The organism is Candidatus Flexifilum breve (assembly GCF_016713355.1).
The window spans coordinates 146,442-168,692 of record NZ_JADJPI010000041.1; the positions used below are offsets into that span (position 1 = coordinate 146,442).

The 22,251-nt window shown below is 61.5% G+C and carries 28 protein-coding genes, 1 tRNA gene and 1 pseudogene; 18 read left to right on the forward strand and 12 right to left on the reverse strand.

From position 1 onward, the window contains the following. The 6 genes from IPK17_RS38680 (at position 1) to IPK17_RS38705 (ending at position 7,203) form a co-directional block, all read left to right on the forward strand. Positions 1 to 429 (forward strand): luciferase domain-containing protein, encoded by a 429-nt coding sequence (locus tag IPK17_RS38680; protein WP_343423092.1) that lies wholly within the window; start codon positions 1 to 3, stop codon positions 427 to 429. A gap of 20 nt (positions 430 to 449) precedes the next feature. Further along, positions 450 to 971, forward strand: coding sequence for a hypothetical protein (locus IPK17_RS38685; RefSeq protein ID WP_343423093.1), 522 nt, complete (start codon positions 450 to 452; stop codon positions 969 to 971). A gap of 100 nt (positions 972 to 1,071) precedes the next feature. Further along, positions 1,072 to 1,800: a dTMP kinase gene (gene tmk, locus IPK17_RS38690; protein ID WP_343423094.1), complete on the forward strand. Its 729-nt coding sequence runs from the start codon at positions 1,072 to 1,074 to the stop codon at positions 1,798 to 1,800. 255 nt (positions 1,801 to 2,055) lie between these two features. Further along, a complete protein-coding gene (locus IPK17_RS38695) occupies positions 2,056 to 3,606 on the forward strand; it encodes an ABC transporter ATP-binding protein (protein ID WP_343423095.1) in 1,551 nt (516 codons plus the stop codon). Next, complete coding sequence (locus IPK17_RS38700) at positions 3,603 to 5,822, forward strand: ABC transporter permease (protein WP_343423096.1); 2,220 nt, start codon at positions 3,603 to 3,605, stop codon at positions 5,820 to 5,822. The genes IPK17_RS38695 and IPK17_RS38700 overlap by 4 nt, the downstream gene beginning before the upstream one ends. Positions 5,823 to 5,904: 82 nt before the next feature. Continuing rightward, on the forward strand, positions 5,905 to 7,203 hold the full coding sequence (locus IPK17_RS38705) for an ABC transporter permease (protein WP_343423097.1): 1,299 nt from the start codon (positions 5,905 to 5,907) through the stop codon (positions 7,201 to 7,203). A gap of 184 nt (positions 7,204 to 7,387) precedes the next feature. Here IPK17_RS38705 and IPK17_RS38710 read toward each other — a convergent pair whose 3' ends face one another. After that, positions 7,388 to 7,609, reverse strand: a complete 222-nt coding sequence (locus tag IPK17_RS38710; RefSeq protein WP_343423098.1) for a hypothetical protein — start codon at positions 7,607 to 7,609, stop codon at positions 7,388 to 7,390. A 77-nt stretch (positions 7,610 to 7,686) separates the two neighbouring features. Between IPK17_RS38710 and IPK17_RS38715 the strand changes: the two genes are divergently transcribed. Next, a complete protein-coding gene (locus IPK17_RS38715; protein ID WP_343423099.1) occupies positions 7,687 to 8,301 on the forward strand; it encodes a TetR/AcrR family transcriptional regulator in 615 nt (204 codons plus the stop codon). Positions 8,302 to 8,314: 13 nt separating this feature from the next. Here IPK17_RS38715 and IPK17_RS38720 read toward each other — a convergent pair whose 3' ends face one another. Next, positions 8,315 to 9,139: an LLM class flavin-dependent oxidoreductase gene (locus IPK17_RS38720; RefSeq protein WP_343423100.1), complete on the reverse strand. Its 825-nt coding sequence runs from the start codon at positions 9,137 to 9,139 to the stop codon at positions 8,315 to 8,317. Positions 9,140 to 9,507: 368 nt separating this feature from the next. Between IPK17_RS38720 and IPK17_RS38725 the strand changes: the two genes are divergently transcribed. From IPK17_RS38725 to IPK17_RS38745, 5 genes are all read left to right on the forward strand, one after another. Then, positions 9,508 to 9,580 (forward strand) — tRNA-Ala (locus tag IPK17_RS38725). A 107-nt stretch (positions 9,581 to 9,687) separates the two neighbouring features. Next, the gene (locus IPK17_RS38730; RefSeq protein WP_343423101.1) at positions 9,688 to 9,858 is read left to right on the forward strand and encodes a hypothetical protein; all 171 of its coding nucleotides are present in this window, start codon (positions 9,688 to 9,690) and stop codon (positions 9,856 to 9,858) included. A gap of 114 nt (positions 9,859 to 9,972) precedes the next feature. Continuing rightward, positions 9,973 to 12,834 (forward strand): leucine--tRNA ligase, encoded by a 2,862-nt coding sequence (gene leuS, locus IPK17_RS38735; protein ID WP_343423102.1) that lies wholly within the window; start codon positions 9,973 to 9,975, stop codon positions 12,832 to 12,834. A gap of 106 nt (positions 12,835 to 12,940) precedes the next feature. Further along, complete coding sequence (locus IPK17_RS38740; protein WP_343423103.1) at positions 12,941 to 13,261, forward strand: hypothetical protein; 321 nt, start codon at positions 12,941 to 12,943, stop codon at positions 13,259 to 13,261. 184 nt (positions 13,262 to 13,445) lie between these two features. Beyond that, positions 13,446 to 13,655: a hypothetical protein gene (locus IPK17_RS38745; RefSeq protein WP_343423104.1), complete on the forward strand. Its 210-nt coding sequence runs from the start codon at positions 13,446 to 13,448 to the stop codon at positions 13,653 to 13,655. Between the two features lie 154 nt (positions 13,656 to 13,809). Here IPK17_RS38745 and IPK17_RS40915 read toward each other — a convergent pair whose 3' ends face one another. Then, complete coding sequence (locus IPK17_RS40915; RefSeq protein WP_350341688.1) at positions 13,810 to 13,962, reverse strand: DUF5615 family PIN-like protein; 153 nt, start codon at positions 13,960 to 13,962, stop codon at positions 13,810 to 13,812. Between the two features lie 193 nt (positions 13,963 to 14,155). Between IPK17_RS40915 and IPK17_RS38750 the strand changes: the two genes are divergently transcribed. From IPK17_RS38750 to IPK17_RS38760, 3 genes are read left to right on the forward strand one after another with little or no spacing between them, the layout of a single operon-like run. Next, positions 14,156 to 14,896, forward strand: a complete 741-nt coding sequence (locus IPK17_RS38750) for an SH3 domain-containing protein (RefSeq protein ID WP_343423105.1) — start codon at positions 14,156 to 14,158, stop codon at positions 14,894 to 14,896. Between the two features lie 25 nt (positions 14,897 to 14,921). Continuing rightward, entirely contained in the window at positions 14,922 to 15,464 is a 543-nt protein-coding gene (locus tag IPK17_RS38755) for an SH3 domain-containing protein (RefSeq protein ID WP_343423106.1), read from the forward strand. Further along, positions 15,389 to 16,261 (forward strand): M23 family metallopeptidase, encoded by an 873-nt coding sequence (locus IPK17_RS38760; RefSeq protein ID WP_343423107.1) that lies wholly within the window; start codon positions 15,389 to 15,391, stop codon positions 16,259 to 16,261. Before IPK17_RS38755 ends, IPK17_RS38760 begins: the two co-directional genes overlap by 76 nt. Positions 16,262 to 16,416: 155 nt before the next feature. Here the strand turns inward: IPK17_RS38760 and IPK17_RS38765 are convergent, their stop codons facing one another. Next, a complete protein-coding gene (locus IPK17_RS38765) occupies positions 16,417 to 16,605 on the reverse strand; it encodes a hypothetical protein (protein WP_343423108.1) in 189 nt (62 codons plus the stop codon). Between the two features lie 48 nt (positions 16,606 to 16,653). Then, positions 16,654 to 16,938, reverse strand: coding sequence for a hypothetical protein (locus IPK17_RS38770; protein ID WP_343423109.1), 285 nt, complete (start codon positions 16,936 to 16,938; stop codon positions 16,654 to 16,656). A 333-nt stretch (positions 16,939 to 17,271) separates the two neighbouring features. Here IPK17_RS38770 and IPK17_RS38775 point away from each other — a divergent pair, with 333 nt between their 5' ends. Then, entirely contained in the window at positions 17,272 to 17,499 is a 228-nt protein-coding gene (locus IPK17_RS38775) for a hypothetical protein (RefSeq protein ID WP_343423110.1), read from the forward strand. On the opposite strand, the gene IPK17_RS38780 is transcribed toward IPK17_RS38775, so the two are convergent. Beyond that, a complete protein-coding gene (locus IPK17_RS38780; protein ID WP_343423111.1) occupies positions 17,440 to 17,952 on the reverse strand; it encodes a hypothetical protein in 513 nt (170 codons plus the stop codon). The genes IPK17_RS38775 and IPK17_RS38780 overlap by 60 nt on opposite strands. Positions 17,953 to 18,017: 65 nt before the next feature. On the opposite strand from IPK17_RS38780, the gene IPK17_RS38785 reads away from it, so the two are divergent. Next, positions 18,018 to 18,542, forward strand: a complete 525-nt coding sequence (locus tag IPK17_RS38785; protein ID WP_343423112.1) for a hypothetical protein — start codon at positions 18,018 to 18,020, stop codon at positions 18,540 to 18,542. Positions 18,543 to 18,550: 8 nt separating this feature from the next. On the opposite strand, the gene IPK17_RS38790 is transcribed toward IPK17_RS38785, so the two are convergent. From IPK17_RS38790 to IPK17_RS38815, 6 genes and pseudogenes are all read right to left on the reverse strand, one after another. Then, positions 18,551 to 19,054: a hypothetical protein gene (locus tag IPK17_RS38790; RefSeq protein ID WP_343423113.1), complete on the reverse strand. Its 504-nt coding sequence runs from the start codon at positions 19,052 to 19,054 to the stop codon at positions 18,551 to 18,553. Next, a complete protein-coding gene (locus tag IPK17_RS40920) occupies positions 18,954 to 19,295 on the reverse strand; it encodes a phosphoglycerate mutase family protein (RefSeq protein WP_350341689.1) in 342 nt (113 codons plus the stop codon). Before IPK17_RS40920 ends, IPK17_RS38790 begins: the two co-directional genes overlap by 101 nt. A gap of 11 nt (positions 19,296 to 19,306) precedes the next feature. Beyond that, positions 19,307 to 20,175: pseudogene (locus IPK17_RS41220) on the reverse strand (tRNA (adenosine(37)-N6)-threonylcarbamoyltransferase complex transferase subunit TsaD). Beyond that, positions 20,153 to 20,350, reverse strand: coding sequence for a hypothetical protein (locus tag IPK17_RS38805; RefSeq protein ID WP_343423116.1), 198 nt, complete (start codon positions 20,348 to 20,350; stop codon positions 20,153 to 20,155). Before IPK17_RS38805 ends, IPK17_RS41220 begins: the two are co-directional and overlap by 23 nt. A 77-nt stretch (positions 20,351 to 20,427) precedes the next feature. After that, on the reverse strand, positions 20,428 to 21,444 hold the full coding sequence (locus IPK17_RS38810) for an ArnT family glycosyltransferase (RefSeq protein WP_343423117.1): 1,017 nt from the start codon (positions 21,442 to 21,444) through the stop codon (positions 20,428 to 20,430). Continuing rightward, the gene (locus tag IPK17_RS38815) at positions 21,359 to 21,721 is read right to left on the reverse strand and encodes a hypothetical protein (RefSeq protein ID WP_343423118.1); all 363 of its coding nucleotides are present in this window, start codon (positions 21,719 to 21,721) and stop codon (positions 21,359 to 21,361) included. Before IPK17_RS38815 ends, IPK17_RS38810 begins: the two co-directional genes overlap by 86 nt. A 176-nt stretch (positions 21,722 to 21,897) precedes the next feature. Between IPK17_RS38815 and IPK17_RS38820 the strand changes: the two genes are divergently transcribed. After that, positions 21,898 to 22,251 (forward strand): DUF2304 domain-containing protein (locus IPK17_RS38820; protein ID WP_343423119.1); only part of this gene is annotated, 354 nt, incomplete at its 3' end.

The window sequence follows — 22,251 nt, forward strand, 5'->3', positions numbered from 1 at the left end:
ATGCGCGAGCTCGTGCAGCGCGTCATTGCGGCGGTGTCGGCGTTTCCCGATGTGAGCGCCGCGCCGCATCGCTTCGGCGGGGTGGAGTTCAGCCTCGGTAAAGTCGAAGTCGGGCATATTCATGTGGGGAACGGGATGGTCGACATCCCGTATCCCCGCCGCATCCGCGATGTCTTGATCGCCGAAGGGCTGGCGCAGGAACATCACCTGCTGCACGACAGCGGGTGGATCACCACGTTTGTCCGCACGGACGCCGATTTTGAGCGGATCGTCAGCCTGTATCACCTCTCCTATGTGCAGAAACGCTTCCGCCGCCGCGCCGACCGCCAGAGCGACGCCTATCAGACGGCCGTCGCCGCGCTCCCCTTCAGTGATGCGGTCAAAGCGACTCTGCAGCCGACTCAGATTACCGATGAGGATGTCGAGTAAGCGGATAAGGAGCGAGGCTCATGGCGCGGCGATCTGCTGACGAGCCGAAACAGTCCAAGGCTTGGATGCTGTTCCTCATCCCGGTTGGTCTCTGCGTTTTTTCAGTTTGTGGCACTTGGCTCATCCCAGATATGGTCGGCCTTGCCATCGCAACTGTCACCCGCTACGGCAGCTCGGAACTCGTCTACGCCGGGTCAAACGAATACGGTTCAGCAGAGTGGGTCTCCGCCGCTTATATCTTTTGGACCAGCGCGCCACTACAGGAAGTTGAAGCGCATTACGAGCAGTTTTTCGATATGCAAACGGTGGAATGGTACGGATTCGTTAGTCGCTATCTGAAGCAAGATTATCCCAGCATGTCGCTCATCTGGCTGCCGTTCGCCTATGACACTGATTTCTCTGTGGACGTCAGATTCGTCTATGCCAGTGATTATAGACACCGCACTCCCTGCTGCAATTATCGGAATATTGACCGCTACCTTGATCCGGTTCCGCACTACGGTACGCTTATCATCCTTCGGCACACCGCGTTTCGCCCGTAACTTCATCATTCCGAACTAGTCGACTCTCTTCTCACTTGCCCCTGAAAGCTATGTCACCTAAGATCAGGGCATTTGCTGCTCATCTCTCTGTGTAGTGACCATGACCAAACCTGACTTCTTTCTCGTCCTTGAAGGACTCGACGGCTCCGGCAAGAGCGAGATTTCCCGCCGCCTGACCGCTTACCTCACCGAACAGCGCGGCGTAAATCGCGTGCTGCTCACCTACGAGCCCTATGATCCGTTTGTGGCGGGCGAATACTTGCGGCAGGCGCTGCGCAAAGAGATTCGCGTGCGCAATCATACGCTGGCGCTCGCCTATGCGCTCAACCGCGCCGACCACCTCGACCGCCTGGTCAACCCGTTTCTGAACGGCACGGGCGGCATCGTGATCTGCGACCGCTACCTGCTCTCATCGCTGGTCTACCAGTCGCGCGACGGCCTGTCGATGGACGATGTCATGCTGCTCAATGCCGGGGCGCGCACTCCCGATTTGACGCTGTTCATGGAAGTGACGCCGGAGACCACGAGCCAGCGCATGCAGGGGCGCGCGATCAAAGAGCTGTTCGACGATCAGGCCGAAGAGATGCGCCAGCAGTACCACACGGCGATCCGCTACCTCGAAGCGCGCGGGCACGCCTTCCGCGTCATCGACGCGAACGGCACGATTGACGAGGTGCTGGCCGCCGTCATCGCCGCGGTCACGCCGTATCTGCCGCCTGCAATCCGCACCCTTGCCCTCTCCGCGCCAGCGGGGGTGAGGCGACAGTTCAATAGGCACAGTGGGGAGGGCTGCCTCGCCCCTACCATGTATCCTGGGGGGGCAAAATAACGTCGCCTAAACCTCGCTTCACGGATGGCAGGCTTTGGTTCAATCCGGAAAAAGGACGAGGCATGCCTCGTCCCTACGAGGGGAGGACCCGGGACGGGGGGGGGGCTCCCCTCTCCCTCTTTTCGGAGAGGAGGTTGGGGGGTGGGGTCACCCGTAACCACCCCTTCATGCAGTTGTGTTCACGCGGCAAACAAAGGTATACTTCCCCAAAATATCCCTATTTCGCTGTGTTTTTTAGAGCCTCAGGGTGAACGCATGACAACGAGTCGTCCCGTCGTATTAGAGGTACGCGGACTCACCAAACGCTTTCCCGGCGTGCTGGCGAACGACCATATCGATCTCCAGTTGAAGAAGGGAACGGTTCTCGGCTTGCTCGGCGAGAACGGCGCGGGCAAAAGCACGCTGATGAACATGATCTACGGCCTGTACCAGCCCGACGAAGGCGAGATCGTCGTCAACGGGACGCCCGCCACCATCCACAGCCCCAACGATGCGATTCGGCTGGGGATCGGTATGGTGCACCAGCATTTTCAGCTCGTCCCCGTGCTGACCGTCACCGAGAACATCATGCTCGGTAACGAATCGGTGCGCGGCCTGCTGCTCGACCGTAAAGCGGCGCGCGCGCGCATCCTCGAAATCTCCGAGCAGTACGGGCTGGATGTCGACCCCGACGCCAAAATCGAAGACTTGCCCGTCGGCGTGCAGCAGCGCGTCGAAATCATCAAGGCGCTGTATCGCAAAGCCGACATCCTCATCCTCGACGAGCCGACCGCCGTGCTCACGCCGCAGGAGACCGAAGGCCTGTTCCGCATCATGCGCACGCTGCTGGAACGCGGCGTGAGCATCATCTTCATCAGCCACAAGCTGAAAGAAGTGCTGGAAATCTGCGTGGAGATCGTCGTGCTGCGCGGCGGCAAGGTCGCCGGACACACGCAACCCGGTCGCGCCACGGAAGAATCGCTCGCGGAGATGATGGTCGGGCGCGAAGTCCTGCTCGAAGTGGACAAGACGCCCGCCCAGCCGGGCGAACCCGTGCTGCGGGTGGAAAATCTCGTCGTGCTGGACGACCGCCGCCTCGAAGCGGTCAAAGGCGTGACGCTGGAAGTCCGCGCGGGCGAAATCGTCGGCATCGCCGGGGTGCAGGGCAACGGCCAGACCGAACTCATCGAAGCGATCACCGGGCTGCGCAAAGCCGAAAGCGGCCATGTACGCATCAATGGGCAGGACGTGACGAATGCCTCCCCGCGCCGGGTGACGCAGGCGGGCGTCGCCCATGTGCCGGAAGACCGCCAGAAGAACGGCATGGTGAGCGGTTTCCCGGTCAAAGACAACCTCGTGCTGCAAACCTATTATGTCGATCCGTTTGCCGGGGGAATCGTCGCCGACGACCGCGCGATCGAAGAATCTGCGCGCGAACTGGTCGAACGGTTTGACGTGCGCCCGCGCAACATCTTCGCGCGCATCGGGGCGCTCTCTGGCGGCAACCAGCAAAAAGTGATCATCGCGCGCGAACTCTCGCGCCAGAGCCGCCTGTTGATCGCCGCACAGCCCACGCGCGGGCTGGATGTCGGCTCCATCGAATTCATCCACAAGCAAATCGTGCGCATGCGCGACGCCGGGGCGGGCGTGCTGCTCATCTCGGCGGAACTCGACGAAATTCTCTCGCTCTCTGACCGTGTGGTCGTGATGTTCGCAGGCAAAGTCATGGACGACATGCCTATCCAATCCGCGACGCGCAACCTGTGCGGTTTGCTCATGGCAGGCGTTGACCCGAAGACGGCGACGCGGGAAGTCAATCAAGTATGACCGACACAACCCTTCGCCCCACCCCCACCGTGAACCCGATTACGCGCACGTGGCTGCGGCTGTCGCCGTCGCTCGTGCCCGTGCTCGCGGTGGTCACGGCGCTCATCATCACCGTCCCGTTCATGATCGCGACGGGCGCGGAAGGCGATTTCGGGCGCGGCCTGAACATCGCGGGCACGGCCTACAGCGCCTTGATCGAAGGTTCGATTGGCGTGGCGGTCAACGACATCGCCTCGCGCGACGACTTCGATCAACTGCTGGCGCTCTCGCAGGCCGAAGGCGGCGACCTGACGCGCGGCGAACTCCGCCAGTTGGCGCGCGGCGCGGATCGGCTGGTCGCGCTCGGCGCGGACAACGTCGCGCAGTATGACGCTTTACTCCGGTTATTCCCGGATGTGACCGAAGATGATTTGACCACCCTCGGCGAAAGCATCCCTGACATTCGCGCCATTGGCACGGATTGGCTGGCCTCGGTGCAGCCGCTCGTGTCCGCCCTCGACGCGCTCGAACGCGATCAGGTGGCCGCGCTGACCGCCGATGTAGTGGGCGCAGAAGCGCTCACGCCGGAACAGCGCGCCGCCGTCGAAGCGGTCTTCCCGGAAGCTGGCGGGATGACGGATGAGAATTTGCTGCGCCAGCTTCAGCTTGTCGCCGAATTCGGTATTGTGCGTTTGCAGCGCCTGTACGAGCGGTCTGCTGTGCTCGCCGCGTCAGGCGCGACCGAGGAACAGCTCGATTTGCTGGCGACGCTGCCCACCGTTGAAGGCGGCGTGGGCGCGGTGCAGGAAGCCACCGCCGTGATCGAACGCTTCAACGCGGCGGGCATCCTCAACCCGACCGCGCTCGCCGAACAGATCAGCGTGCTGCGCGAAATGTACAGCGCCGATCTGCTCACGAATGATGATGTCGAAGCCGCCATCCAGACCGAATTTGACACCGCACTGGCGAACAACCTCGTTGTGCGCCGACCGGGCAACCGCATCATCACCACGCCGACAGCGGCGGCGAGTGGCGTCATTTACGGCGACAACAACACCGCCGACGACCCCGCCGATGATGTGCCGGAGACGGTCTTCCTGCGCGTGGGCGGGACGGCGCTGCTGTTCTTCCCGGAAAACCTCGAAGTTATGCTGGTACGCGCCATCCCCTTCGTGATTGCGGGGTTGGCGGTGGCGCTCGGCTTCAAAGCCGGGCTGTTCAACATCGGCGCGGAAGGTCAGCTCTACGCGGGCGGCGTGCTGGCGGTGTGGGTCGGCTTTGCGCCGATCTTCGACGCGCTGCCGCTGCCGCTGCGCCTCACGCTGGTGATCGCTGTGGGCATCCTCGGCGGGGCGCTGTGGGGCGCAATTCCCGGCGCATTGAAAGCCTATACCGGGGCGCACGAAGTGATCACGACGATCATGCTCAACTACGTGGCGCTGCGGTTGGTTGACTGGCTGATCAAGTCCACCAACCCGATCATCCTGCTCGATCCGGCGGCCTCGACGCCGCGCACCCCCTTCATCAACGAAGCGGCGCGCGTACCCGGCCTCTCGACCTTCTCCCCGCTGATCTTCATCCTCGCGGGGGTGGCCGTGTTCCTGTGGTTGGTGTGGGGTAAGCGCGCGGCGGTGAGTCAAAACCCGGCACTGCTCATTCGCCCGGTCGTCTTCGGGGTGCTGACCGCGCTCGGTGGTTTGTTCCTTGCGTGGATCGGGTCGCGCGGCACGCTGCATATCGGCTTCGTGCTCATGTTGATCGCCGTGTGGCTGACCGACTGGTTCCTGAATCGCACGACGCCCGGCTTTGAACTGCGCACGGTCGGCGAAAACCCGAACGCGGCCAAGTATGCGGGCATGAACGTCAAGTTTAATGTGATCCTCGCCATGGCCTTGAGCGGCGCGCTCGCGGGCTTGGCTGGCGCGATTGAAATTTCGCGCGTCGGCTTCCTGCAGCCCGAGTTCTTCAGCGGCCTCGGCTTCGACGCGATTGCCGTCGCGCTGCTGGCGCGCAAAAACCCGCGCAGCATGATCTTCGCGGGCTTGCTCTGGGGCTCGCTGCTGGCAGGCGCGGGCCTGATGCAAATCCGCGCGGATATTTCCATCGATCTCGTGAAAGTCATTCAGGCGCTGATCATCATGTTCATCGCCGCCGATGCAATCATCCGCTACCTGTGGCGCATTCCCGCCCCGTCGGAGAAGCAGGTCGGCACGTTTAGCAAGGGCTGGGGGGGCTGAGAACAGGACTGAGAACCACAGGACTGAGGACTGAGTGAAGAAACGACTTAGTCCTCAGTCCTCAGTCCTAAAGGAACTGACTATGGCAACGATGACAACCACTGTGACTCCCGTTGAACGCGCGGGCTTCAAGTTCACCCGGCAGATTTTGTTCGCCGTCTTCTTCATCGCCGTGGGCGTGTGGACGCTGTTCGGCGCGCAAAACGTCGCGGGCGATGTGACGACGCGCCTTACCTTTGGTTTTGACCTGCCCGATGGTTCGCCCGCGCTGTGGATCATCCCCACGCAGGCGTACATGATCGCCGTCGCGCTGCTGTATGTGGTCGGTGGGGCGGTCGCGCTCATACCGAACGTGCCCAAGCGCGTCAAATTCATCTGGCTAATCATCAACGGCGTGCTGCTCATTCCCACCGTGTTGATCGTGGCGGCAGCAGGCAACAGCACCAACGTCACCGTGATGCTGCAAGTCAGCGTGCGCCTCGCCACGCCCGTGGTGCTCGGCGCGATTGCGGGCATCTGGTGCGAACGCTCCGGCGTCGTCAACATCGCCATCGAAGGCATGATGCTGGCGGGGGCGTGCTTTGGCTTCGTCGCCATGACGCTGTTTGCGGCGGGCGGCATGGACACCTTCACGGCGCAGGCGCTCGGCGTGCTGGTCTCCGTGCTGGCGGGCGGCATGATGTCGGCGCTGCACGCGTGGCTGTCGATCACCTTTAAGACGGATCAAGTGGTGAGCGGGACGGTCATCAACATCCTCGCCATCGGCCTGACCTCGTTTGTGCGCCGCGAAGTCCTGCTCTCGTCGGAAGCCGGGCGCGAAACGCTGCGGACGATCAACATCCCAATCCTTTCGGATATTCCGGTGCTCGGGGATGTGCTGTTCAAAGGCCGACCGATCTTCTACGCGATGTTCATCCTGATGTTTGTGACGCACATCGTGCTGTTCCACACGCGCTGGGGCTTGCGCACGCGCGCGGTCGGGGAAAATCCCCGCGCCGCCGATTCGCTCGGCATCAACGTCATCCGCAACCGCTGGATCAACGTGATCATCGGCGGGCTGGTGGCGGGCTTGGCGGGCGCGTGGTTCTCGCTGGAAACGAACGGTTCGTTTGACGACAACATGACGAGTGGGCGCGGGTTCATCGCCCTCGCCGCGATGATCTTCGGCAAGTTCACGCCGTTCGGGGCGTTCGGCGGCGGGCTGCTGTTCGGCTTCTCCGACGCGCTAGGTCAGCGCTTCCAGTTCTTAGGCGTGCCCGTGCCGAATCAGTTCTTGCAGATGGTGCCGTACATCATCACGATCATCGTGCTGGCGGGGTTGGTCGGGCGTTCGGTCGCGCCGAAGGCCGACGGTGTCCCGTACGAAAAAGAGGGCAAGTAGCGCCTGTAAACCTCATCCCGACCCCTGTCCTCAACTCTTTGAGGACAGGGCACTTTTAACGATCGAACCAGTGTAGGGACGCGCTTCTGCGCGTCCGTGGTCAGCGGACGGCCAGAAGGTCGTCCCTGCCGCGTGTCGTCTGAGGGAAGCTGGTGTCGAAAAGGAGAGCGGGTGCGGTTTGACCTTAACTCGCCGTGCGCTGCCCTCGATTCCGCCATTTGTTGATCTTCGGAAGCTGCCACATCACAATCCCGCTGATCACAAGCAGCGGCACCGCCGCCACTTGGATGAGCGTGCCGTAGGTGGCTTCGACGCGCAGCGTGGGGACGTAGATGAAGAGGGCGATCAAGGCGCCGAGGACCAGATGCAGCCCGCGCAGCGCGACGCGAATTTGCTTGCTTGACATGCGGCTCACTCCCTGAGATAGTTCTCGGATACTCTATATGGACAGTGTCCATATAGAGTATAGTCAGGATATGGACAGTGTCAATATCAAACAGCAAACCTTATCATCACGGCAACGTGCGTGGGGCGTTGATCGAGGCGGCGGTTGCGGCCTTGCAGGTGGAGGGGGTGCAGGGACTGAGTTTGCGCAAACTGGCGACACAGATCGGCGTGAGCCATAACGCGCCGTATATGCACTTCCCCGATAAAGAGGCGCTGTTGGCAGCGGTGGCCGAAGATGGTTTCACGCGCCTCGCTGAAAACATTCAAGCGGCTCTGGATCAATCGTCATCCCCTTGGTTGGCACGGTTAGAGGACGGCTGCATCGCCTACGTGCGCTTCATGCGCGATCAGGCGGGTTACGCACAGGTCATGTTCAGCGATTTTGACTGGCAGAAGTACCCAACACTCCCCCGCGCGGCGGGGCGCGCGCTGGGACTGCTGGAAGCATTGATACAGAGCGGACAAGCGGCGGGGCTCGTTGCACCCGGCAGCCCGCGGCAGCAGGCCACCCTGATCTGGTCGCTATTGCAGGGGATCGCCACCATGACTAGCGTGGGCAGCAAACCGCCGCCGGGCGTGGCCGAGCGTTCAGCCGATGACCTGACGCGCGATTACGTCCGGTCGCTGTATGCAGGCCTGCAACCGCGTTGATCCCTCAATCGCCTCACGTTAGCTGCGGCGCGCCCGCTGCGAGCCGCGCCAGCGCTTCGGCTTCGGACAAGCCGATCAGGTTCTCGATCCACCACGTCGCGCCGGACGCCTCCCATTCGAGCAGCTTCTCTTGCCGCTGAATTGGCGTTAGCTGGGCGGTTTGCCCCTGCACGACGATGTCAAAGGGCGTAGTGAGCGTCCGCTCGGCCTGCACAAACGCGCGCACGTCGCGCACATCGGCGGGTGTCAGGTCCGCTTCCTGTCCCGTCTCGGCGCGCTTTTCCAGAATCACGCCATCCGCTTTCAGCACGCGCTGCATCGACCTGGGGCGCGGCCACAGACCGACCACCCATAAGGGGATGCGCGGCTGCTGCACGGGCTGGGGTGGATAATGCATCACGTCCAACTGGGTGAGCTTGAGGTGAAAGTGCTGGCCGTTATAGTCGAAGGGTTGGCGCTGGTAGAGCAGCGTCAGAATGTCGATGGTTTCGTCCAACATCTCGGCGCGGGCGCGCGTATCGGTCACTTCGTCGGGAAACGCCTGCCAGCCCATCCAGACTGCGCCCGCCCCGAGTCCGAGCGTCAAGCGTCCCTCCGACAGCCGATCCAGCGCCACCGATTCGCTGGCGATCTTCCACGGACGGCGCAGCGGTGTGGGGATGATCAGCGTGCCCAGCCGAATCCGCTGCGTGACCATCGCCGCGGCGGTCAGGGCGATCATGGGGTCTTCACACCAGATCGCGTCGCCGATATAGCAGCCAGCCCAACCCGCGGCTTCGGCAGCTTGACACAGACGCGCCGTCGACCGCGCCGAACCATACGGTAACACAACCCCCATTTTCATCAGACACCTTCTTGTGTGCAGGGTTGATCACGACAAAACCTTCAGCCTAGCCTATTATGGGGAGCGTCGGGTGTTCGTTCCGGCAGGGAGTTTACCCAACAACCCAGCGTCTAACCTGACTCTGGTTCTTAACGGTCGGCTGGAATTATGAGAGACTCCCCATGTTCACAGTCCCTGACCGCTGCGCATTTCCCCTCAAATTTCCCAATCTTGAAGCCCCCGTTAGAAAACTGTTAAGCCCACTACCCAAATTCGAAAAAGGCATTATGCTTAGTATTGACACGTAAGCGTCGTGGGGCTAGAATTCACGCTTATCAACCGCATATCTTCGCTTGCGCCAACCATCACGTCAACAGAAGCGCGGGCCTATAGCTCAGCTGGGAGAGCGCTTCAATGGCATTGAAGAGCTCAGGGGTTCGCATCCCCTTAGGTCCACATCTGGCGCAGGTCGCAAGACTTGCGATAAACGCCCCTCCGCACTAATTAGTGAAGGGGCGTTTTTGCTAATCCCCTACGTTCGGTATGTTGAAAGGTGAACGGCTGTGGCAAAGCAAAAGAAGACGGTGTTGGACGAACTAGCAGCCCGCCTGCGTGGGTTACTTGAAGAGTTGGATCGACTTATCAGCCCTCAGCCGCCCAAGCCCGTTCGCGTGCCCGTTCCGGTACCCGTACGTTCTCGCCGTCCGCGTCCTTACGATGACCCGTACCGTTAGAGAGAACGACCGATACATAATCGGAAGTCAACTTTAAAAGGCACAAGCGACAGGCTTGTGCCTTTTTGTTTGTTATACTTACCCGCTATTCATCAACGACAATGTGAGACTGATATGACGCAGAGAGAAAGATATAATCCCCAAGCCATTGAAAGCAAATGGCAGGCACGTTGGGACAATGACGAGCTGTACCGCTCCAAGGTCGATTGGAGCAAGCCGAAGTATTACGCGTTGACCATGCTGCCGTACCCGAGCGGCGATCTGCACATCGGCCACTGGTTCGCCATGACGCCGTCGGATGCGCGCGCCCGCTTCAAGCGGATGCAGGGCTTCAACGTGCTGTTCCCGATGGGCTTCGATGCGTTCGGTCTGCCCGCCGAAAACGCCGCTGTGCAGCGCGGCATTCACCCGGCCAAGTGGACGCACGCCAATATGGAGCGGATGCGCAAGCAGTTACGCAGCATGGGCGCGATGTTCGACTGGGAACGGGAAGCCGCTTCGTGCGAACCGGAGTACTACAAGTGGACGCAGTGGTTCTTCAAGAAGTTCTATGAGAGTGGGCTGGCGTATCGCAGTGAGGCGCTGGTCAACTGGTCGCCGACGCTGCAAACCGTGTTGGCCAACGAGCAGGTGATCGATGGCAAGGACGAGCGCACCGGGCAGCCCGTTATCCAGAAGATGCTGACCCAGTGGTTCTTCCGCATGACCAAGTACGCCGACGAACTGCTGCTGTACACCAACATCGATTGGCCGGAACCGATCCGCATGATGCAGTCCAACTGGATCGGGCGCAGCGAAGGCGCGCGCGTCGTGTTCCACACGGAAACGGGCAATCATCCGATTGAGATTTTCACCACCCGTCCCGACACGCTGTGGGGCGCGACCTTCATGGTGCTGGCGCCGGAGCATGATCTGGTCAAGCAGATTGTCCCCGCCGAGCATCAGGAAGCGGTGCAGGCGTACATCGACGCGGCGGCGCGCCAGACTGAACTGGAACGCACGTCGGACGACCGCGACAAGACGGGTGTGTTCACGGGTGCGTATGCCATCAACCCGGTGAACGGCGAGCGCATCCCGATCTGGATCGCGGACTACGTGCTGATCACCTATGGCACGGGCGCGATCATGGCCGTGCCTGCGCACGACGAACGCGACTTCGCCTTTGCGCGTAAGTACGGGTTGGAAATCCGCCCGGTGATCCGCCCCGACGATGCAGGCGACGATTTCTGCGTGGACGCGGCCTATTCGGGCGCGGGCCAGATGATCAACAGCGGGCGTTTTGACGGCACGTTCTCCAACGGCGACAAAGGCCGCAAGAACGGCGCGATCAGCGCGGTCATCGACTGGATCAGCGGGCAGGGCTACGGGCGCGAAGCGATCAACTACCGCCTGCGCGACTGGTTGATCAGCCGCCAGCGTTACTGGGGCGCGCCGATCCCGATGGTCTACCGCGCCGATGGTTCCGTCGAACCCGTCGCCGATCAGGATCTGCCCGCCCAACTGCCCGACGATGTGGTGATGAGCGGCATCGGCAACCCGCTGGCGAATCACGAAGGCTTCGTCAATGCCAAGGATTCGAGCGGTCAGCCTGCCCGCCGCGAAACCGACACGATGGACACCTTCATGTGCTCGTCGTGGTACTGGTTCCGCTACCTGAGCCCCAAGAAGTCGGATGCGGCGTTCGACGCGGAAGAAGCGGCCTACTGGCTGCCCGTCGACGTGTACACGGGCGGCGCGGAACACGCGACCATGCACCTGCTGTATGCGCGGTTCTTCACCAAGTCGATGCGCGATCTGGGCATGTTCGAGGAGGCGGCGGACATCATGCAGGCGCACGGGCGCGACCCGCAGGCGGCGTTCGATGAGCCGTTCATGCTGCTGCGCAATCAGGGACAAATTCTGGGCGAGGAACGCGAAGGGCACTACATCCGCGCGCACGGCCAGTGGGACAGCAATACCAAGCTGTTCGCCGACCAGGTGAACGTCATCAGCAAGGAAGAAGCACTGGATGTCGATCCGGTCGCGTTGTCGCACATCACCGGAGAATTCGCCTCGGTCGCCGAGGAACAGATGAGCGGGTCGGTGATGGGCGAAATCGTCAAGCGTACCGAAAACATCGTGACCGTGCGCGACAGCAAAGGCGAACTGAAGACTGTCGAAGTGCGGGCGAATGCGGAGATCAACATCCCCGACATCCCCGGCGAGAACACGGTCAACCAACTGAAACATCATCTGGAAATCCAGCGTATGTCCAAGAGCAAGGGCAACGTGGTCAACCCGGATGATTGGGTGAACAAGGTCGGCGCGGACACCGTGCGCGCATACCTGATGTTCGGTTTCGACTGGACGAAGGGCGGCCCGTGGGATAGTCAGGGCATCGAAGGCCCGGCGCGCTGGCTGCGTGACGTATGGGACATCGTGACGGCGGGCGCTCCGGCGAACGCGCAGGGTGAGGCCGACGCGGAACGCGCGCTGGAACGCCGCGTGCACCAGACGATCTACAAAGTGGGCACGGATCTGGAAAATTTCAGCTTCAACACGACGGTCGCCGCGCTGATGACGCTGAAGAACGACCTGAAGACCGCGCTGCGCGAACCCGGCAAGATCGGCGCGGCGGCGTGGACGGACGCGGTCAAGACGATGCTGCTGCTGATGGCGCCGATCACCCCACACATCGCCGAAGAACTGTGGGAACGCATCGGTCAGCCCTACAGCGTGCATCTGCAGGCCTTCCCGATCTACGATGCGGCCAAGGCGGCGGATGATATGACCACGCTGATCGTCATGAAGAACGGCAAGCCGGTCGACCGCGTGGACGTGTCCGCGAACATCGGGGAGCAGGAGGCCATCGCCGCCGCTATGGAGACGAACGGCGCGAAGCGCGCCCTGAACGGCGGCCAGCCCAAGCGCGTGATCTTCGTGCCCGGCCGCAATGAAGGCCAGAAGTCCGAGCCGAAGGTCAATATCGTCGTGTAACGCTGACCCCACCCCCGTCCCCTCCCCGAATTCAGGGAGGGGAGACTGCTTCCCCTCTCCTCTGGGAGAGGGGTTAGGGGGGAGGCTTCTATAAATAGGATGCAAAATGAAAACCGTGCAAAACCCTGAACATATCGAAAAAATCCGGCAGGAAGTGATGCGCTTCCGCGAGCTGCTCGACGTCATGAAGCTGCGGCTGGAACTCGGCGATCAGTTGTACGCGGGGCTGTTCGCGCACCTGACGGAGGAAGAGAAGCAGGGCAAGCGCGAGAAAGACCTGCAAACGCTCGTCGCCTATCACCTAGAGGAAGATCAGAAGCCGCTAGAAGATGCTGTGCTGCGCATGCAGTTCGAAGCGCGCGACTTTGAGAAAGCCTTCGAGGAACTCTACGGCAAGATCATCACCCCGCCGCTGGAAGAGGATTAGACTATACTGGTAGTCAGTGTTTGGAGGGCAACCGCATGACTTTCACCGTTAGTCTCGATCCGACTCCGCTGCGCGTGCACGAAAACGGCACGGTGTATGTTGGAAGCACCCGCGTGATGCTCGAATTGGTGATTGAAGCTACCAAGCGGGAAATAGCGCGGAACAGATTGTCGAAATCTGGGATGTGCTGAAGCTGTCTGATGTGCATCGCGTGATTGCCTACTACTTGGAGCATCGCGACGATGTCGAAGCCTACATGCGCCAGCAAGAGGCCAGAGGTCAGCTTTTGCGTGAGGAGAACGAGCAACGGTATCCCTCGGCGGAAACACGCGCTTATCTGCTGAAAAAATTGCAGGACAAGGGGATTGATCCTTTTCCCGACAATGACAATTAGGCTTCGAACACGGGTGACCAAATCACCTTGTTGTCAAAATATTCTGGCTCATCCACGGCGAGAATAAACTCAAAATCGCGGATAACCAGATCGAAATCAAACGGCTTGTCGACCAAAGATCACGCCGGGCATAGACAGTCCGGCAGCGATCCGCTCATACGCTAATGGAATCAATGTGTTTTTTGTCGTGAGTGAGCAGAATCCGTTGCGTAGCCGCCGAATACTCCAAAACCTCTTCGTCCGCCGCTCCATAGATCGAAGTGTCTTGCACGCGAACAATATCGATGTTCAGTAATCTATGCTTCAAAGCGCTTGCAGCGTTCCGCTCAGGTTTTCATCGGCCAAAAGCGTATCACAGTCTTCTCTCGACTACGGGAACTCTATGCTCACTCCTCTACAATACAGAACGCATTAGAATTAAACAACATTCAACCTGTACTCACCGCAAGTAGCTCGAATTCCTAAACTCACGCTACAATGGGTCGATGAGGGGGTGACTTATGAACCGTATTCATCGACTACTGCTGCCGTTATTGCTAATTCTAATTGCGCTTCCGCTGCTGCTGGCGGCGCCGTTCGCCGCGCCCGCCGACATGCAGGGCGTGACTCCCGGCGTCACGCCGGGCCTCATTACGCCGACCGTGTTTGTCCCTACGCCGACCTTTGCCGTTCCCGTGTACGTCATCACGCCGGCGACGGGCTGCGCCGCGCCGCTGTCCCTCACCATTGGCATGAACATCGTCGTGCGCGGCGGCATCAACATCCGCTACGAACCGTCTATGTCCGCGGCTTTGCTCAACTATTTCCCGCAGCCGACCGTCGTCACGGTGATCGATGGGCCGCGCTGCGCCAACGGCTACAACTGGTGGCGCATCTCCGGTTACGGTCAGCCCGGTTGGGTGATCGAAGGCCGTCCCGGACGCTACTTTATCGAACCGTTTGGCCTGCCGACGGTTACGCCCACGCCCTCGCTGACGCCGTCGGGCTGTGTGTATCCGCTCAGCTTCCAGCTCGGGTCGCATGGTGCAGTCCGCTACCGCGATAATGTGCCGCGCCGCCTGCGCACCGAGCCGAATACCAACGCACCCGTCATCGTCGAACTGCTGGATGGCATTGCTTTTGAAATCATTGGTGGTCCGGTGTGCGCTGAGACATATAATTGGTGGCAGGTGCGGATTCTGACCACCGGCATCACCGGTTGGATCGCCGAAGATGACCGGGACGCTATTTTGTCGAAGTAATTTCTCATTGAGCGAGGGCTGAAGGATGACTGTCAACCAATCGAAGCTGATCTGTCACATTACCGGCAACCCGAACGTGCCGGGTATTGTCACCGCGAACATCCGCGCGTCTGCGGGCAGCGCTACGACCGTGGCGATTCTGCTCAAAGCGCCAGTCGGCACGCGCCAGCTCCCCGTGCTCGAAGTGCAAATCGATCCGGTGGGGACAGCGCTCAACGGCAAGGTCTACCAGTGGTTTAAAGTGCAGTTTCCCGACGGTGTGATTGGTTGGGTGCGCGATGATCTGGTTTCCATCGAAGGCGATGGCTCCAGTTTCGGCTATCCGATTCTCGCTGCTGCTGCCTATGCCTTCGGTCTGACGCGCTCGCTGACTCCAGTCGCTTCGTCCGCGCCGGCGCCAACTCCTGCCGCGCCGCCGACTCCCGCACCGGCTCCGGTCCCCCCGCGCCTGCCCCATCGACACCAGCCACCCCACCGACGCCCGCTGCGCCCGTGGCACCTGCCCCCGCACCGACTCCCGTCACGCCCGCACCGGCACCCACCCCAGCGCCGATCCCCGGCCTCGTGACCGGGACGGTCATCGGCAAAACCGGGATCAATGTGCGCGAAACGCCGATCACCGGGACGGTCAAAGGTCGCATCGACTTCAACGCGCAGGTCAAGATCGTCGGCGGGCAGCCGCAGGGTGGTACGAGCAATTACATCTGGGTGAAGGTGGACAGCGCCATCGGCACGGGGTGGGTGCGCAACGACTTTCTGAGCATCAGCGGTGATGCCACCTCCTTCGGCTTGAGCAAAGGCGACGAATGGCCCGCCCCGATGGTCAATGACTGGTGGGTGCGCGGCTTCAACGACAACCAGAACCCGAACGAAGCGCAGCATCTCGGCTGGGACTTCGGCGCGAATGTCGGCGAACCCGTGCTGACCGCGCCCGTCAATGGCAAGGTGACGCGCATCCTCACCTGCACCAAATGCACCGCGGCCAAGCCCAGCACCGTCATGCAGGGTTTTTCGCTCGGCGACACGCGCATTTTCAATGATCCGGCATGGGGCTTTGGCTACGGCAACGCGGTGGTCGTGCGTTACCTCAACGCTGATCTGCCGCAGTCCACCAAGGATCGTCTGACGGCGAAGGGCTGGGGCGGGTCGCACCTGTACGTGATGTATGCGCACCTCTCGACGGTGGTGGTAGGGCTGAATCAGGATGTGGGGCCGGGCGTTCCAGTGGGTGGCTGTGGCAATACGGGCAACAGCGAAGCGTCGCACCTGCATCTCGAAGTGCGCGCCTCAGTTAACCCGCAGGATACCAACTGGTCGGCCATGCGTCCGCGCCTGCTCGACCCCGGCGTCGCCTTCCTCCGCTAGAATATAAAAGACTCAACGCAAAGACGCGAAGACGCTGAGACGCAAAGAAAGGTTTTAATGACTTTTCCTTTGCGTCTTTGCGCCCTTGCGCCTTTGCGTTGAGTCTTTGTTTTCTTGTTTTTACTCTGTCTTCTCTGTGGTTGATAATCTTTGCGTTACTCGTTGCGCCGGAACGCCAGCAGCGAGTTGCCCGAGAGCACATACACGATCTGCTGGTCGCTGTCGGCGTACACGTTGGAGATCTGCCCGAATAATTCCTCATCCGACGCGCGGTAGCTGTTGATGAATGTGCCCGCCATCGTCGTCTCGTAGACCGAGCGCGCCTCACGGTTGACGAAGTACAACCCCCTGCGCGATCAGGTTCAGGTTGAGGAACATAGCGCTGTTGGCGTTCAACGACTGTCCCTGCGGGAAGCCGACGAAGGCGAACGGCTGAATATCCGCGCTCGTGAATTTGACGACCACCCCTCTTGCAGCAGCAGGTAAATATCGCCCTCGTTGGTGATCGCGAAATCGAGCGCGCGGCTGATATCGGGGCGGCGTTCACCCGTGAAGTATTCGAGCGGCATGCCGGGGTACGCGCCGCCAGAGGGATCGTAGCGCCAGATCTGGTTCGCGCCCGGGTCGAGGATGTACATGCGCCCTTCCCAGAAATCGATGGCGCGCGGCGATTCCACGTTTCCGTGCCGCGCAGTTCCTGCGCTGTGCAGTCCTGCAGGAAGCGCGGCGGGCACGCGATCAGCACGCCGTTCTCGTCCAGCGCGGTGATCACATTGCTCTGCGCCACGCCCGCGCCGTTTTCTTCCCACGCAATATCGACAATGTTGCCGACCGTGTACTGAATCACCTGACCGCTGCGGCGCATCGCCTGAATCGGTACGCGCGAATCGGGGACGATGCTCAGACCGTCATCCGCCAGCGTGACGCGGTACACGAACTGGTTGCGCGAGTCGAGCACGTACACGTCTTCGCCCTGAATCACCAACTGCGTGAGTTCGGCGTTAGGGAAGGTGTCGACCACGCTCACCGTGCGCCGTTGGACGGCCAGCAGGCGGTCGATGATGGTGCGCGCTTCGCTCTTGAGGATCGACAGCGACGGATCGCCGCCCTCTTTGATCGCTTCGCAGTTGGTCGCCAGTTGGAGCACGGCATTCCACGCCGCCAGCGTGCCGTTCACGTCATTGGAGGCGATGCCGCGCGCGGTCACGGCGGTGTCGTTCGCCCCTTTTACGCATTGATCGAATTCGCTTTCGCCCGTCCCGCTGATCCAGAAGATCACCACGAGGATGACGACGAACACGGGGATCAGCACGGTCACGCCAGCCGCCGCGGGCGATGAGAGCAGCCCGCGCGTTCCGCCCCTCTTTCGGCGCGGGGACGATGCGCTCAAAGGCCTGCTGCATCGATTCGGTGACGTTCGCGGTGCTGCCCGCCGCGCTGCTCAACGCTTTGCGCACGCCGACGCCGCGCGTACCGGAGCGGCGCAGCGTGCCGGGTTCGGGCGCGTCAGCGCTGGCGGCGGGAGCGGCGGCTGGTGGCGCGGCTTTGGCTTCCAGCGTCGAGGCGGTCTCTTTGATGGGCAGCGCGACGGGCTGATCGGGCGGTACGAATTCCAGTGCCAGCAGTGTGATCTGCGTTTTGACGATCTCGCGCAGCTTCGCCAGCACCGCGCCAATATCTTTCCAGCCCACCGCCGCTTGGACTTCGTCCAGCGGCTGTTCGCGCGAGCGCGGCGTCGGCCAGCAGCAGCCGCGTATTGGCGCTCACCGTATACTTCGCCATCTTGATCTCCGGCGTCATCTCCACGCCCATCGACACGCCTTTGAGTGCGGCTTTGTCGCTGAAATCCGCCGGGAAGGCCTGGGTTACGTCCTTGAGCGCCAGCAGCCCCGCCCCTGTGCCGATTTTGCCAAGGTACAGGTCCGCGCCGCCGCAGCACCCCGGCGATCACGTTGGCTTCGTAGCGCCGCGGGTCGGTGCTGTTGTGCTCGAACAGATTCTCGTTGATGTTCGCCAGCACATCGCGCAGCGCGGAGGTCACACTGCCGCTGCTCTCAAAGTATTCATCCGAGGCGAGCTGCGCCATGCGCTCATAGAAGGCCGCCGGGGCAATGGTTTCGCCCGCCGGGGTGACGAGCGCGAAGAACGTATCCGTTTCGCGTCCACGCGCGGCGCGTTTGGGCGCGGCTTCCACCAGCAGACCGGGCGGCGCAACGCTGATCGCGCGCCCGCCAACGATATACAGATGACCAATAAGGGCTTCCGTACTCGATGGGCATGAGCTTGCCTTCAGCTGATCAAATCGGGCGAGAGATGATCCACACGGTTGAGATAGCGCACGATCATGTGGTCCTTTTCAAAATCGATGCGCGTGATTGCCGTGTTGTAATGCAAGTAGTAGACGCTCCGGTTGGGCAGTTGATTGAGCAGCCTGATCGATCGGCGCGTCCGTGAAGGTGCCGTGCGTGATGAGGGCGATCCGTTCGCTCTTCTCCGCCTGATCCTGCGCGCGCCGCTTAAGTTCCGCCGCGATCTTGATCGCGCGGCCACCGCACGCCGGAATGCTTTCCATGCCCGTCTGCGGGTTCCACCAGCCGGATTCGGTGACACCGTCGGAATCACATAGTTGGGGAACTCCTGCGCGATCTGCGCGCGGGTGCGTCCCGGAAAACCCGTGATTTTGCCCGCTTCGTCAAGGTACACGCCGCCGTTTTCGTGCACGTCCACCCAGATTTCCGGCTGCATGCCGAGCGCATCCGCCACCGGGAAGGTGGTTTGCATGGCGCGGTACATGGGGCTGCATACAGGTGCGTAAACGATGCCCTGCGAGCCTAGCGGTTGCGAGTAACCGGTATTCGGGTTCGTCCACGGGCGGCTGGCCCCTGGCGAGGTAGGTCGCCAGCGCTTCCGCCTGCCGCTTGCCCAGGTCGGTCAGCGGCGCGTCGTTGACACGAGTCGCCTGCGAGTCGTCTGGCAGCGCATTGTTCGTCGATTGCCCGTGCCGGATGATATACAGTTCCAATTCGTCATTCACCCTTCGTTTGATTATCGCTCATACGTTTTACTGTTGAGCGCCCACATCGGTTTGACATCCATGTCGAGATCATCGCGCAGCCCCGCCTCATAGCGGAAGCAGCCTGCCGCCGCGATCATCGCCGCATTGTCCGTGCACAGATTTAGCGGCGGATAGCGCACGGGCAGTTCGGTCTGCGCGCGCGCATGGCCTGCCGCGGCGCCTGATTCGCTCCGCCGCCCGCCATGAATCTCCTCCGTCGCCCGTGCTCTTTGGCCGCGCGCGCCGTCTTTTCGACCAGCGTGCTGACCAGCGCCTTCTGGAAGCTGGCCGCCATCACCTGACCGAGACATCGGCGCGCAGCACCGGGTCTTTATCGCCCCTGCCGCGTCGAGGCGACCGTTGCCTCCCGCTTGACCGCCGTCTTCAGGCCGGAGAAGCTGAAATCGTAGCTCGAATCGGTTTTGGCGCGCGGAAAGTCGAAAGCAGTGGCGCTGCCCTGCAGCGCGACCCGTTCGATGTTGGGCCCACCGGGGGAAGGGCAAGCCGAGCATGCGCCCGACCTTGTCGAAGGCTTCGCCCGCCGCGTCGTCGAGCGTGCCGCCGAGCCGTGTGTATTCGCCGTGCCCAGTCATGAGCAGCAGTTCAGTGTGCCCGCCGCTACGATCAGCACCAGCACCGGGAACACGATTTCGCGCTGCGCTTCCGTCAGCCACAGCGAGTAGACGTGCCCCTCAAGGTGATTGATGCCGAGCGGCGGCTTATCCAACGCCAGCGCCAGCCCCTTCGCATAGTTGATGCCGACCAGCAGTGACCCGACGAGGCCGGGGCCGCGCGTCACGGCAATCGCGTCGATCTTGTTGACGCTCACGCCCGCGTCAGCGATGGCGCTCTCGACCACGCCCGATGGCCTCAATGTGCGCGCGTGAGGCGATCTCCGGGAAGACGCCGCCGTACTTTGGCATGCGAGATCGATTTGCGACGCGATGATATTCGAGGGCGATCACCTTGCCATCGGTCACCACAGCGGCGGCGGTCTCATCACACGATGATTCGATTCCGAGAATGGTCGTCATAACACCTCAGTTCAGAGTTTAAAGTTCAGCGTTTACAGTTCACAGTTAAATCGCATCATGGCTTTTGTACTAACTGTTTACTGTCCACTTTGAACTGTGAACTCGCCAACACTATCCAGCATAGCATGGTTGGGAAAATGTAACGCGGCAGCGCAAGTAAGAAGAAATGAACCAACGTCACATAGGCGATGAAACCGAGCAGCGGCAGGGTCAGCCGCCACTGCCGCCGCGAGCGCCACGCGCCGATCACGCCGAAGATCAGCGCGAGGTAGTGGAACGTACAGCAGCAGGAAGAACTGCTCCCCGCCGATCACGCGTCCAATACCCGCAAGTGATCGGTCGTCGCGCAGCCAGTTGACCACCAGATCGCGCAGGCTTTCGCCAGAAAAGAGCGTCGTGCCGTGCGGTTGCAGGTATGCGCTCGCCAGTTCGCCGACGCGGCGTTGGAGGTAACCGCCAATATTCCCGCCGATCTGGTTGCTGGCGGCTTCCAGATAGTCGCCCTGCCGTTCGCTCATATCGTTCGAGGCTTCTTGACCTAGATTCTCGTTTAACTGCTGATCGAAACGGAATGGGTCATCCCATCCCACCACACTCATATACAGAAACGCGGGCAAGCCCTCCCCGGCGATCACGAAGCGCTGCCAGCGTGCGAGGTTGTAGACCGTCCATGTGGAGACGACCAGCGCGTAAGCGAGCAGCAGCACGCCGATTTTGCCCCACGCCCGCCCGCGGTACACGATCAGGAGGTGGATGGCGAGGCCGAGTGGGAACAGGAGCAGCACCGCCCGCGTCAGCGTGGCCAGCCCGAACAGCGCGCCCACCAGCACCAGCCGTCCCCATATCCGCCGGGGAGCGGATGCGGATGTGGCGGCGAGACTATCCACATACACGGTCAGCCCGAGGCTGATGAAGAAGATGTACGTGGTTTCGGTGAGGATTTTACCGCCGTCGAGGATGAAAATCGGGTTGATGGCGACGAACGCCGCCGCGATCAGCCCGGCGCGCTCATCCGCGATGCGCCACGTCAGGCGATAGGCACAGTAGGCGACGGTAGTCAGCATGAGCGCTTGAATGAGGCGGACGGCGATCACGCCGCCCGCCTCCCCCGGAACACCGCCCGCGCTGCGCCGACGATGATGAAGTACGCGGCGGTTGGCTCAGCACCGAGATATCTACGCCCGGCAAGGGCTGATCCGTCACCAACGTATAGCCACGATCGAGATAGAAATGCTCATCGCCGCCGCTGCTGCCGTAGGGCGTCAGCGGATCGAGCGGTAACACATAGGCGACGGAGACCGAAACCGACGCGAGGATGATCCAGAGCAGCGCCGGAGCGCCTATGTAGCGGCGAGACAGGAGGTTTTTCATAGCTCGAAAGTCTGCCTAAACGACAGCGCATTATACGCGTCCCCGCGCCTGTGGATACAGCAGTTGATCTCGTGGGGATAATAGCCGCTGACGATCAGGGTGCGCCGCGGCGCTTTCCGGTCAGGTATCGTGCAGCGGACGCGGCTTTGCGCGTCCTTACGTCACTGGGGGAAACTATGGATCGCGTGATGGTGATCGGCTTGCTCGCGTCGTTCGGCGCGTTGATCTTCATACTGGAATTGGTGCGCCGCCAGAAGCTGCGCGAGGACTATTCGCTGCTCTGGCTGGCGACGGCGGTCGTGCTGCTGCTGTTGTTCGTCTCACGCCCGCTGCTGGACCAGCTCGCGGCGCTCATCGGCGTAGTGACGTACCCGCCCGCCGCGCTGTTCGCCGTGGCGATCTTCTTCGTGCTGGCGATCCTCCTGCATTTCTCGACCGTCTTGACCAAGTTGACGCGCGAGAACAAGCGGATCGCCCAGCAGATGGCGATTTTGCAGCACGAATTGGAACAGGTGCGGCGCTCAGCCGAC

What these genes read in the sequence shown, in the direction of transcription:
- IPK17_RS38680 (WP_343423092.1), top strand. Translation starts at nt 1, where the DNA reads ATGCGCGAGCTCGTGCAGCGCGTCATTGCGGCGGTGTCGGCGTTTCCC.
- IPK17_RS38685 (WP_343423093.1), top strand. Translation starts at nt 450, where the DNA reads ATGGCGCGGCGATCTGCTGACGAGCCGAAACAGTCCAAGGCTTGGATG.
- tmk (WP_343423094.1), top strand. Translation starts at nt 1,072, where the DNA reads ATGACCAAACCTGACTTCTTTCTCGTCCTTGAAGGACTCGACGGCTCC.
- IPK17_RS38695 (WP_343423095.1), top strand. Translation starts at nt 2,056, where the DNA reads ATGACAACGAGTCGTCCCGTCGTATTAGAGGTACGCGGACTCACCAAA.
- IPK17_RS38700 (WP_343423096.1), top strand. Translation starts at nt 3,603, where the DNA reads ATGACCGACACAACCCTTCGCCCCACCCCCACCGTGAACCCGATTACG.
- IPK17_RS38705 (WP_343423097.1), top strand. Translation starts at nt 5,905, where the DNA reads ATGGCAACGATGACAACCACTGTGACTCCCGTTGAACGCGCGGGCTTC.
- IPK17_RS38710 (WP_343423098.1), bottom strand. Translation starts at nt 7,609, where the DNA reads ATGTCAAGCAAGCAAATTCGCGTCGCGCTGCGCGGGCTGCATCTGGTC.
- IPK17_RS38720 (WP_343423100.1), bottom strand. Translation starts at nt 9,139, where the DNA reads ATGGGGGTTGTGTTACCGTATGGTTCGGCGCGGTCGACGGCGCGTCTG.
- leuS (WP_343423102.1), top strand. Translation starts at nt 9,973, where the DNA reads ATGACGCAGAGAGAAAGATATAATCCCCAAGCCATTGAAAGCAAATGG.
- IPK17_RS38740 (WP_343423103.1), top strand. Translation starts at nt 12,941, where the DNA reads ATGAAAACCGTGCAAAACCCTGAACATATCGAAAAAATCCGGCAGGAA.
- IPK17_RS38750 (WP_343423105.1), top strand. Translation starts at nt 14,156, where the DNA reads ATGAACCGTATTCATCGACTACTGCTGCCGTTATTGCTAATTCTAATT.
- IPK17_RS38755 (WP_343423106.1), top strand. Translation starts at nt 14,922, where the DNA reads ATGACTGTCAACCAATCGAAGCTGATCTGTCACATTACCGGCAACCCG.
- IPK17_RS38790 (WP_343423113.1), bottom strand. Translation starts at nt 19,054, where the DNA reads ATGTACCGCGCCATGCAAACCACCTTCCCGGTGGCGGATGCGCTCGGC.
- IPK17_RS38805 (WP_343423116.1), bottom strand. Translation starts at nt 20,350, where the DNA reads ATGACGACCATTCTCGGAATCGAATCATCGTGTGATGAGACCGCCGCC.
- IPK17_RS38815 (WP_343423118.1), bottom strand. Translation starts at nt 21,721, where the DNA reads ATGAAAAACCTCCTGTCTCGCCGCTACATAGGCGCTCCGGCGCTGCTC.